Here is an 11,787-nt window from a genome sequence, read left to right as displayed (position 1 = left end):
TTTAGGATACTTTTAGTTTATAATTAAAAAAGAAAATAGGATGATTATAAATTAAGGTGGTGGATATAATAATCACAACAAATATAGATATAAGACAGTTAAATGAAAATCAACTAGAAGCAGTTGAACATATAGATGGGCCTTGCATGATACTTGCAGGGCCTGGTTCAGGTAAGACTAGGGTAATTACATATAGAATAGCTAATATGGTAGTAAACAAAAATATAGCACCAGCAAGAATATTGGCGATAAGTTTTACCAAAGCATCCTCAGTAGAAATGAAAAATAGAGCATTGAGTTTAAGTGATGATATAAGACTCAATAAGGTAACATATGGCACTTTTCATTCTGTGTTTTTTAAGATTTTGAGGTATTTTGAAAGGTACAATTTAGATAGCATATTTGATGAAAAGTCAAAGAGGATAACAATAAAGGCAATATTAAAAAGTCTAAATATAGAAAATGCAGATGATGATGAAAATATAGGTCAAGTTATAAATGAAATATCTTATGTAAAAAATGAACTTATGGATAAGAATGAATTTAGCTCAGAAGTGTTGACAAAAGATGAGTTTTTAAAAGTATATAATTTATATGAAGAGCAAAAATCAAAAGTTAATAAGATTGATTTTGATGATATGCTTATAAAGACTTATTATTTGCTTTTGAATAATAAATCAGCCTTAGAAATGGTTAGGAATGTATATAAATATATATTGATAGATGAATTCCAAGATATAAATAAAGTGCAATTTGAGGTTTTAAAGTTAATTTGTAATCCACTAAACAACATATTTGCGGTTGGAGACGAAGACCAAAGTATATATGGTTTTAGAGGAGCTAGACCAGATTTTTTGCTTGAATTTGAAAAATATTTTAATAATACTAAAAAAATAGTGCTGGATGTAAATTATAGGTCTAAAAGTGAAATAGTAAATACTGCAAACAGGCTTATAGAAAAAAATAGAAATAGATATGAAAAAGTTATTAAATGTAGTCAAGGTAAGGGAGGCATTGTGAGTTATATTTCTCCATATGATTCAGAGGAAGAAGCTTTGCATATTGCCAAGGAAATAATTGACGAAATAAAAAAGGATTATGTAGAGTATTCAGATTTTGCAGTAATTTATAGAACTAATATACAGTCAAGAGCCTTAGTAGATGTATTTATGGATATGAGAATTCCATTTGTAGTAAAAGATTCAGTAATTACAATATATGACCATTGGGCAAGTCAGGATATACTAGCATATTTAAGAATAGGTATTAATCCAAAATCAAATAAAGATTGGTTAAGAATTATAAATAAGCCATTTAGATATATATCTAAAGATAATGTAAATATGGTTAAAGATGAAAAAGATTTTGTAACAGCACTAATAAACAAATGTAACCTTCATCCCAAACAAGTCAAAACAATAACAGATTTGGAGATAGACTTGAGCTATTTGAATACTTTAAATCCTAAAAATGCAATATCTTATATTAGAACTAGTCTTGATTATGATAGATATGTCTTGGATTACTGTAGCAATAGAAAGATAAAGACTAATGGGCTTGTAGAGATATTAAACGAACTTGAGAGTTCTGCTACAAATTTCAATACAGTGACAGAGTTTTTAGACCATATTGAGAGAGTAAAGATTGAGTTAATGGAAAATAACAAGAATAAACAGACTGATGGTGTTATATTTACAACTATGCATAGTGCAAAAGGATTAGAATTTAGGAATGTCTATATTATAGGTGCAAATGAAGGAACAATACCTCATGAAAAATCATATGATATTTGTAAGGAAGAAAAAAAAGAGGAACAATTAGAAGAAGAAAGAAGACTTATGTATGTAGCTATTACAAGAGCTGAAGAAAAACTATGTATAAGTTCTACTTTAAATAAATATGGTAAAAAAGTTGATAAATCATTGTTTATCAATGATATAAAATCTCCAACTAAAAAAGAAATTGATAGTATTGGTGTTGGTGATAAGGTATACCATAAAAAATTTCACGAAGGCGAAATAATCAAAAAAGATGGAAACATGTTTACGATAAAGTTTAAAGATAGAGAGCGAACTTTAGATTTGAAAACTTGTTTATTGAAGAATATAATCCATATTATTTAACTTAGTATATAAAATTTAATAAATATAAGATATATTATTTATAAGTATTTAAGCAATGAAAATGAAAAAGAAAAATATTATTTATAAGTATTTAAATAATGGAAATAAAAAGAAAAATATTATTTATAAGCATTTAAGAAATAGAAACAAATAAGAAGTATATTATTTGTAATTACCTAAAGAACAGAAATAAATAAGAAATACATTATTTATAAATATATGGATAATATCAACAAGCATGTAATAAAATATCTAAATTTTAGAAAATAAAATTATTAAAAAAATAAAAAACTTATTGACAAAAATATTAGAAGGAAGTACAATTGTATTAACAATTTAAGGAAACAAATCCAGTGATAGAGAAAGTAGCATATATGGATTTACAGCGAGTTAGGGGTTGGTGTAAGCCTAGCAATGAAGTCTATGTGAAGAGAGCTCTGGAGGAAATTATCAGAAGTTTTAGTTAGTATGATAATTGGTTTGCCCGCCTTAAGGGATTGAGAGGATAAGTACTTACTTATCAAAAAGAGTGGTAACGCGGATATAATTCGTCTCTTAGCTGTAAAGCTAAGGGACTTTTTTGATTTTAAAATTAAAATATCCCTGTAGCTATAAAGGCTAAAATTCACAAATTTTGAAGGTTGTATAAGTATTTATCAATAAGAGTGGTAACGCGGTAAAGTCGTCTCTTAGTCATTAAAGACTGAGGGACTTTTTTTGTAACTCGAAACATTAAAGTATTAAAAATTTGAGGGAAAATTATAATTAAAAGAGAGGGGTAGTTAAAATGAAAGTATTTAAAAAATTATTAAGTTTAGGATTAGTATTAGGATTAACATTATCGCTAGTAGGATGTAGTGGTGGAGAAGAAAAAACAAAATTAGAGCAAATAAAAGAAAGTGGAAAATTAGTTGTTGGTACTAGTGCAGAATTCCCACCATTTGAATTTCATAAAGTAGTAGATGGTAAAGATTCAATAAAAGGATTTGATGTAATGTTGGCTGAAGAATTTGCAAAGGAACTTGGTGTAAAGGTTGAAATTAAAGATATGTCATTTGATGGATTAATAGGTGCTTTAAATGCAGACCAAGTTGATATGGTTCTTGCAGGGATGTCTCCAACACCAGAAAGAGAAAAGAGTGTTGATTTCTCAGAATTATATTATTTAAGTAGAAATGCAGTTATAGTTAAAGATGCAGATATAGACAAAGTAAAAACTGAAGACGATTTGAAAAAACTTAGAGTAGGGGTACAGGCAGGAAGCATTCAAGAAGAATATGTAGTTAACACTCTAAAAATGACAACTACAAAATCTTTAAAAGCAGTACCTGACCTAATCACAGAATTAAAAAATGGAAATATAGATGCAGTTGTTGTTAATGAAGCAGTTTCTTTAATAAATGTTAAAAAATATGATGGAATAAAAATGGCAAATACTGAAGTTGGTAAAGATGTAACAGAAGGTATGGCAGCAGCAATTAAAAAAGCTGATAACAACAAAGACTTTATAGAATTATTAAATAAAAAAATAAAAGAATTACAAGATGGTAAAAAAATAGAAGAATTTTTAAATGAAGCATCTACTGAAGCTGCTTCAAATTAGTAAGAAAGTTATGTGGGAGATGAAATTATGAGTTTAGATTTTAGTTTTTTAAGTAGATTTGGGACTTCTTTTTTGGAAGGAACAGGTGTGACAGTAGGAATTTCTCTTGTGGCATTATGCTTTGGATTTGTAATAGGTATAATTATCTGTATGGCAAAAATATCAAAGAGTAAAGTATTAAGAGTAATATCATCAATCTATATTGAGATTTTAAGAGGAACACCATTATTAGTACAGATATATATAGTATGGTTTGGATTACCTCAATTAGGAATAAGATTCCCTATGTTATTTGGTATACCAAGTGAATTTATAGCTAGTGCATTTGCATTGTCAGTAAACTCTGGTGCATATGTGGCAGAGATACTTAGATCAGGTATACAATCAGTTGATAATGGACAAATGGAAGCAAGTAGATCATTAGGATTAAATTACTGGTCAACTATGAGATATATAATAATACCTCAAGCTATAAAAAATATACTACCTTCATTAGCAAATGAGTTTATTACACTTGTAAAAGAATCTTCAATAATATCTGTAATAGGTGTTGTTGAGATAATGCGTACTGCTGATATAGTAAAAAATGCAGCATTCAGAGCATTAGAGCCATTAATAGTAGCAGCAGCAATTTATTTTGTTATAACATTTACTCTATCAAGATTAGTTGGATTATTAGAAAAGAAACTATCTGTGTCTAACTAGATGAGAGCATGTTTAGCATTTAGGGAAAACATAGAATAGTAAAAAGGAAAGTGATAATATGATTACAATAAAAAATTTAAGTAAATCTTTTGGAGATTTAAATGTATTAAAAAATATAGACTTAGAAATCGCTAAAGGCGAAATAATGGTTATAGTAGGTCCAAGTGGCTCTGGTAAAAGTACACTTCTTAGATGTATGAATTTATTAGAAATACCTACAGGTGGAGAGATAATATTTGAAGGAAAAAATTTAGTTGATAAAAAAACTAATATTGATGAAGTTAGACAAAATATAGGTATGGTGTTTCAGAACTTTAATTTATTCCCACATAAGACTATTTTAGATAATATAACATTGGCACCAATTAAATTAAAAAAAATGACTAAGGAAGAAGCAGAAAAAAAAGCAGAAGTTTTATTAAGTAGAGTTGGTCTTTTAGATAAAAAAGATTCATATCCATCACAATTATCTGGAGGGCAAAAGCAAAGAATAGCAATAGCGCGAGCTCTTGCTATGGAACCAGATATGATGTTATTTGATGAGCCAACATCTGCTCTTGACCCAGAAATGGTAAATGAAGTTTTGGATGTTATAAAAGAACTTGCTAAAGAAGGAATGACAATGGCAATTGTAACTCATGAAATGGGATTTGCTAAAGAAGTTGCAGATAGAGTTATCTTTATAGATGGAGGAAGTATTCTTGAGGAGGATTCTCCAGAAGAAGTCTTTGGAAATCCAAAACACGATAGAACAAAATCATTCTTAGCAAAAGTGTTATAATATATAAAAAAAGGATGTATTGATATTAGAAATTCAATACATCCTTTTTTAGTGCTAATTAATATGATTTTTAAAATTAAAATTATACTTACATTAACTTTATCTTAGCTTAATATTATATTTTTGCAGAAAAAAAAAGAGCTCGGGGTAAGCTCTTTTTTTCCATCGAATTAGTTTCCGATATTAATTCGATTTTTAATAAATATAAAATATATCCTTATGAAAGGGTATTGGGAATAGATATATTAACTAACTAGGGTTACCAGGGGGATAACCTTAATTTATTATAACAAAATGCGACACAAAAATCAATATTTTTTTTGATATAAATTATAAAAGTTATTTTTATAACAAGTAAGCTTATAAAAATAGACTTTATAGCAAAAATAAGTATATGTATAATATAATATATTTATTTTATATAATATATTATTTTATCATATATTGTATGTTATCACGTATTTTTGTAGGGTATAGTATAAATATATTATATTTTAGCATAAAATTTTGTAGTTAAGTGAAAAACTAGATTTTTATGAAAGAAGATTCTATAAACTTAAGATTATCTTTTTAATAAAGATTAACAAAAAAAATACTGTAATTAATGGTATAATAATTAGAGTTGAAGATTTTAAATAAAGGCAGGTGTAATTAAGTTGGAAATATACTTAGATAATAGTGCAACTACAAAACCTTATCCAGAAGTTATAGATAAAATGGTATATGCACTTAGTACGGATTATGGAAATCCTTCTTCTGTTCATAGAAAAGGTGTGGAAGTTGAAAAAGGTATAAAAGAAGTAAGACAAATTATAGCTAAATCTCTAGGCGCGAAAGATAAAGAGATTTATTTTACATCAGGTGGAACAGAATGTAATAATACTATAATAAGAGGTATTGCCAATCTAAATAAGAAGAGAAGAAATCATATAATATCTACAAATATAGAACATCCTTCTGTTTTAAACACACTAAAAGATTTAGAAGAAGATGGATTTGAAGTAACTTACTTAGAGGTCGGAAAAGATGGAAAGATAAATATAGAAGATTTGAAAAATGCTATAAAATCAGCTACATGTTTAGTAAGTATGATGCATGTTAACAATGAAATAGGAACTATACAGCCAATAGATGAAGTTGGAAAATATCTGAAGTCTTTAAAAGAGAAGATATATTTCCATGTAGACGCTATTCAATCATATGGAAAAATAAACTTTAGACCATCTAAATACAATATAGATTTTATGAGTGTAAGCGCACATAAATTTCATGGTCCAAAGGGAATTGGATTTATGTATATTAAGGAAAATAATCGCTTAAAGCCTATGCTAACAGGAGGAGGACAAGAAATTGGAATTAGGTCTGGAACAGAAAATGTACCTGGAATATATGGGCTTGGAGAAGCTGTAAATATATTAAGTAAAGATTTAGATGCTGTTATTTTGAAGATAAATAACTTAAAAAACATATTTAGAAATAAAATAGTTGAGAATATAGAAGATATAAAAATTAATTCTCCAGAAGATGGCGTATGTCATATATTAAATGTATCATTTATAGGTACAAAGGGAGAAGTTTTACTTCATTACCTAGAGCAAAAAGGAATTTATGTGTCAACTGGATCTGCATGTTCTTCTAAGAAAAAAGGTAGTCATGTTTTGAATGCCATAGGTCTTACAAATGAAGAAATCAATGGAACAATAAGGTTTAGCCTATCTGATATGAATACAGAAGATGAGATATCTGAAGCTGTGAAAGTATTAAAAGAATCAATTTGTGATTTAAGGTCAATAATGAGAAAGAAATAAAGAATACTGTATAAATAATAAGAAGAAAGTAGTTTAAGAGGTGAAATGGTGTATAATATATTAATAGTAAAGTATGGAGAAATTGGAGTAAAAGGAAAAAATAGATATATATTTGAGAATAGACTTATAAGAAATATAAGAAATATGTTAAAGCCAATTGGCAAATTTAATGTATATAAAGAGTATGGAAGAATATATGTCGATTTAGAAGATTATGATTATGAAGAAGTTATTGAAGAAGTTAGAAAAGTATTTGGTATAGTAGGTGTGTGTCCTGGAGTAAGAGCTAAAAAAGATTATGATACATTAAAAGAAATAGCTTTAAAGATGCTAGAAGAAAAAATAGATGCTGGATATAAAACTTTTAAGGTAGAGTCAAGAAGAGGAGATAAGTCTTTTAGATTAACTTCTCAAGAAATGAGTATGGATATAGGTGGGTACTTATTATCAAAGGTAGGAGATAGAATTGATGTTGATGTAAGAAATCCAGAAGTTAAAATAAAATGTGAATACAGAGAATTTCATACTATGGTTTATAGTGATACTATACCTGGATACGGTGGATTACCACTTGGAACTAATGGTAGAGCGATGTCTCTTTTGTCTGGTGGTATAGATAGTCCAGTAGCAACATGGATGGTCGCAAAAAGGGGTATGGAAGTAGAAGCAGTGCATTTTCACAGCTATCCATTCACAAGTGAAAGGTCACAAGAAAAAGTTAAAGATTTAGCTAAGATATTAGCTAAATATTGTGGTAGAGTAAGGCTTCATAAGGTAAATATACTAGAAATACAAAAAGCAATTGGCGAGAATTGTAATGAAGAAGAAGCGACTATTCTTTCAAGAAGATTTATGATGAGAATAGCACAAAAACTTTCTGAAAAAAGACATTGTGATGCTTTGATTACAGGTGAAAGTATTGGTCAAGTTGCATCTCAAACTATACAAGGGCTTACTTGCACTAATGCTGTTGTAAATTTACCAGTATTTAGACCACTTATAGCTATGGACAAATCAGACATAGTTGATATAGCTAAGAAAATAGGGACTTTTGAAACATCTATAATACCTGAAGAAGATTGCTGTAGCGTATTTTCTCCTAGAAAACCTGTTACTAAACCTAGACTAGAAAAAATAGAAAAATCTGAGTTGTCACTTGATATTGAAAAATTAGTACAGGATGCAATTGACGGAATAGAGGTTGAAGACATAGAATTTTAATATGGAAGTGATTTAGTTATTTGGGGTAGGTGTTATATGTGATTCAAGTATTATATGTTGGTATTGGTGGATTTTTAGGAGCTATATTAAGATATTTAATATCTCTAAAGTTTGTAGGAACTAAGTTTCCATTTGGGACTTTGGTGGTCAATATTCTGGGTGGAATTTTAATTGGCTTTGTAATGGAAATGAGTATAAGGACAGATTCTATTTCTAATAATTTAAAATTGTTTTTGACAACTGGTTTAATGGGAGGACTAACTACATTTTCTACTTTTAGCTTCGAAACTGTAAAGTTTTTTGATAGTGGGAATTATATATTATTTGGACTAAACATATTTTTTAATTTGGCATTAAGTATTTTGGGAGTTTTTGTTGGAAGGACTTTATGTAGACACTTTATTACTGTATAGCAGATTAAATTAAACACTATAATTTTATTTAATGGGAATGATTATTATGAATAAAAAGGGTTTTACACTAATTGAATTATTGGTAGTTATATCTATAATAGGAATTTTGGTTATAGTTGCGTTACCAGCGCTTTTTAAAAATATAGAGAAAAGTAAAGCAGTAACATGTCTTTCTAATAGAGAAAATATAAAGACTCAAATTGTTATTGCTGTGGCTGAGGAACCTAGCAAAGATAAAAAAGAAATTATAAAAGATGTATTAAAAAATACGGATGGTAAGTATTTTGAAACAGAGCCAAAGTGTAAGTCAGGTGGAACATATTCAGCAAAGTTTGATGATGGTTATGATGGAATAACTGGAGAAGAAAGTATTGCAAAAGTTTATGTTACTTGTACAGAACATCCAGATGGTGTTGAGATGGCTAGAGATGTACACCAAAGTATGATGGACTTGATTGCATCATTTGCAGTAGACCCTTCTGTAATACCAGGGACTTCAAAAGGGAATGATGCTTTTAGAAATTATTTACTAAATAATAAATATAAAAATGGTTGGCCTACAATTCCAGATGAATTTAAAAAGAAATATAATTTAAGTAAGGCAACATTATATATACAACCATATGCATATAACCCTACTGAATCTGATGCTACTGTAGTTGTATTTGCAAATGATAAGACTGGAGGTAATTGGTACACATCTTTAGTTTATGATTATGATGAAGGTAGATGGTATAAAGGTAACAATGGTATTTCTGTTGCAGGTAGGTCATGGAATGTTGATTCAGCTGATGGTAAGACTAAATCTGTAAAAACAGAGATTCATACAAAAGCTGGTTGGGGTCCTTTAAATTAATATAGTAAATTTTATCAACTTTACTGGTATTAATCGTTCTATAGAAAAATGATATTTTCTATAGTTGAGTGATACCAGTTTTGTATTTAAGTTTATTTGTGAGGTAGATATATTGATGTTTTGATGTTATAAAAGCTTCACATATAAACTAAAAATAATTATAATAAGAATATAAAGTAGTTTAATTATAAAATTAATTTTCTAAAGATTTTGTATTTAAACTAACAAATACATAAAAAGGGGAATCGATATAATGAATAATTTACAAGATAATCAAACAATAAACTTGATAAAAGAACGTAGAAGTATACGAAAATTTACAACAGAGCAAATTACAGATGAACAATTAGATACATTATTACATTGTGCATTTGCAGCACCTTCAGGGTGTAATAAACAGCCATGGCACATAACTGTTGTACAAGACCAGAAACTTTTAAAAGAGATTAGTGATGATACTCTTTCTAGAATTCATGAAGTTAGTAATGTTGAAATAAATAAAAATTTTAAATTATTTTATGGTGCACCAACTGTTTTATTTATTTCTTATGATGAAGAGAGTTCATGGGCTCCATATGATGTGGGAATACTTACAGGAAACATAACAACAGCTGCACAAGCTTTAGGGCTTGGGAGTTGCATAATAGGAATGGTTAGGGGTCTGTTTACACCTGTTGAGCAAGGGGATATTGTAGGTCTTGTTAGTGTATTGGATGACAATGATGTAAAAGAATCAGATTCAATAAAGATGAAGTTTGATACAAATAAAAAATATAGAGAATTACTAGATATACCAGAAGGATATTCTGTACCATTTGGTATTGCTGTTGGTGTTCCAGAAGGGAATTTACCACAAGCTAGAAATGTAGTTTATAAAGTCTCTAGAGTTTAGAATATCTGAGTAGGAGTAGTTATAATGTCTATATCTGTTAATACAAGAAGTACACATGTAAATCAGAGTAATTATAGCAATGAAAGTAATGACAAGTTAGAAAAGTTTGATGAGCAAATACAGAAGCTAGAAAGTTTTATCACAGATTTGAAAACTGATAAAAATATGGATTCTAAGATAAAAAATATGAAAATTGAAGCATTACAACAATAAATTAATGATTTGAAAAATCAAAAACAGGAATATGCAAGTCAATTAATCAAAGAGGGTACACTTAAAAAAGAATCTAAACAATCTGATATTAATCAAGAAAATTCTCAATATAAATACGATTATGCAAAAGGATTAACTTACTATACCACAAAGACTTTAGTGTCATCTGATTGTGATATAAAAAATATTTCTAAAACTAATAGTATGAGAATTAGTTTATTTGATGATATTCGTACTAAGAATATGGAAATGAGTAGTCAAACTCGTCATTCACCTACCAAATTTGATTCATTTGAGAGTGGTAAATTAAGTAGCGGTTTAAGCCAGATTAATATGTCTTTTGGAGAACAACTATATGCTAGTACAGATAAAATTAAAGATAATAATAAAAAGCTAGAAGAAATTAAAGTAAATGAAAAGAGTAAGGAAGAAGAAATTTATGAAAATAAACAAGAATCTATTGATGTTATTACTGAAGAACATATAATTATATCAAATGATTCAGTTGATAAGTATAAAAATTCTGTTTTAAATAGTACTGAAAATATTAAAGAGGAAAATGTTAAAAAAGAAAACAAAATATATACAGAAACTGATAAAGTAGAATACATAATGGAAATTGCTAATTTAGAAAACAAACCTCATAGAAGAATTGATACTACTATTTAGATAGATACATTTTTATTTGGATTATGAGATACAGTTATAAAGTTTTATGTAATTGAAAATAGAAGGGACAAGGTTAAAAATAAAAAATTATTTGTTTTAATCTTGTCTTCTATTATTTTATGTTTATAGAATAATAAAATGAGTTTAATTAATTTAAGTATTATGTATAAAGAATATAAAGTCGAAAAAGATAAAAAAATAATAATAATGTTTTGGAAAAAAGTGGTATAAGATTGAAATAAATAAAAAATCATGATACAATAAATGTAAAATAAAGGAAAAAGTGACCCTTAGTTATAAAAAAGTCACTATTTATATGATTAATAGTTTTTTTTACATATATATACATTTTTTTTTTAAAATTATATATATATGCTATTAAAATTATAATTATTTCTTTATCTTGTAAACAGTCGTTCTGTACTTTTACTGATAATCAATTATTAGAAGTGGCAAAAAATTTTGAATGGATTTGATATACATTTTTTATAATATTCTTATAG

At 27.7% G+C, this 11,787-nt stretch carries 11 protein-coding genes and 1 other annotated feature; all 11 genes read left to right on the top strand.

The genetic code is table 11. The annotated features are described in order from the left end of the window. Positions 1 to 56: 56 nt before the first annotated feature. The 11 genes from JJC01_16520 (at position 57) to JJC01_16470 (ending at position 11,284) form a co-directional block, all read left to right on the top strand. The gene (locus JJC01_16520; GenBank protein UDN57754.1) at positions 57 to 2,123 is read left to right on the top strand and encodes an ATP-dependent helicase; all 2,067 of its coding nucleotides are present in this window, start codon (positions 57 to 59) and stop codon (positions 2,121 to 2,123) included. Between the two features lie 344 nt (positions 2,124 to 2,467). After that, positions 2,468 to 2,682: a binding site (T-box leader), on the top strand. A 228-nt stretch (positions 2,683 to 2,910) separates the two neighbouring features. Continuing rightward, a complete protein-coding gene (locus tag JJC01_16515; protein ID UDN57753.1) occupies positions 2,911 to 3,726 on the top strand; it encodes a transporter substrate-binding domain-containing protein in 816 nt (271 codons plus the stop codon). A 27-nt stretch (positions 3,727 to 3,753) separates the two neighbouring features. Then, positions 3,754 to 4,431 carry an amino acid ABC transporter permease gene (locus JJC01_16510; protein ID UDN57752.1) on the top strand — a complete coding sequence of 226 codons (678 nt, stop codon included), beginning with the start codon at positions 3,754 to 3,756 and terminating at the stop codon, positions 4,429 to 4,431. 58 nt (positions 4,432 to 4,489) lie between these two features. After that, positions 4,490 to 5,212, top strand: a complete 723-nt coding sequence (locus JJC01_16505) for an amino acid ABC transporter ATP-binding protein (GenBank protein UDN57751.1) — start codon at positions 4,490 to 4,492, stop codon at positions 5,210 to 5,212. Between the two features lie 656 nt (positions 5,213 to 5,868). Continuing rightward, positions 5,869 to 7,020, top strand: coding sequence for a cysteine desulfurase (locus tag JJC01_16500; GenBank protein UDN57750.1), 1,152 nt, complete (start codon positions 5,869 to 5,871; stop codon positions 7,018 to 7,020). A 45-nt stretch (positions 7,021 to 7,065) separates the two neighbouring features. Further along, a complete protein-coding gene (thiI, locus tag JJC01_16495) occupies positions 7,066 to 8,241 on the top strand; it encodes a tRNA 4-thiouridine(8) synthase ThiI (protein ID UDN57749.1) in 1,176 nt (391 codons plus the stop codon). Positions 8,242 to 8,279: 38 nt separating this feature from the next. Beyond that, complete coding sequence (crcB, locus tag JJC01_16490; GenBank protein UDN57748.1) at positions 8,280 to 8,654, top strand: fluoride efflux transporter CrcB; 375 nt, start codon at positions 8,280 to 8,282, stop codon at positions 8,652 to 8,654. A 46-nt stretch (positions 8,655 to 8,700) separates the two neighbouring features. Continuing rightward, entirely contained in the window at positions 8,701 to 9,510 is an 810-nt protein-coding gene (locus JJC01_16485) for a prepilin-type N-terminal cleavage/methylation domain-containing protein (protein UDN57747.1), read from the top strand. Between the two features lie 250 nt (positions 9,511 to 9,760). Continuing rightward, the gene (locus JJC01_16480) at positions 9,761 to 10,402 is read left to right on the top strand and encodes a nitroreductase (GenBank protein ID UDN60198.1); all 642 of its coding nucleotides are present in this window, start codon (positions 9,761 to 9,763) and stop codon (positions 10,400 to 10,402) included. Between the two features lie 24 nt (positions 10,403 to 10,426). Then, positions 10,427 to 10,615: a hypothetical protein gene (locus JJC01_16475; protein ID UDN57746.1), complete on the top strand. Its 189-nt coding sequence runs from the start codon at positions 10,427 to 10,429 to the stop codon at positions 10,613 to 10,615. Positions 10,616 to 10,624: 9 nt separating this feature from the next. Continuing rightward, positions 10,625 to 11,284, top strand: coding sequence for a hypothetical protein (locus JJC01_16470; protein ID UDN57745.1), 660 nt, complete (start codon positions 10,625 to 10,627; stop codon positions 11,282 to 11,284). The last annotated feature ends 503 nt before the right edge of the window (positions 11,285 to 11,787 follow it).

The sequence above is a fragment of the Clostridioides sp. ES-S-0010-02 genome (assembly GCA_020641055.1).
In the GTDB taxonomy this organism is placed as follows: domain Bacteria; phylum Bacillota; class Clostridia; order Peptostreptococcales; family Peptostreptococcaceae; genus Clostridioides.
This window is presented reverse-complemented; position numbering and strand designations above follow the sequence as displayed.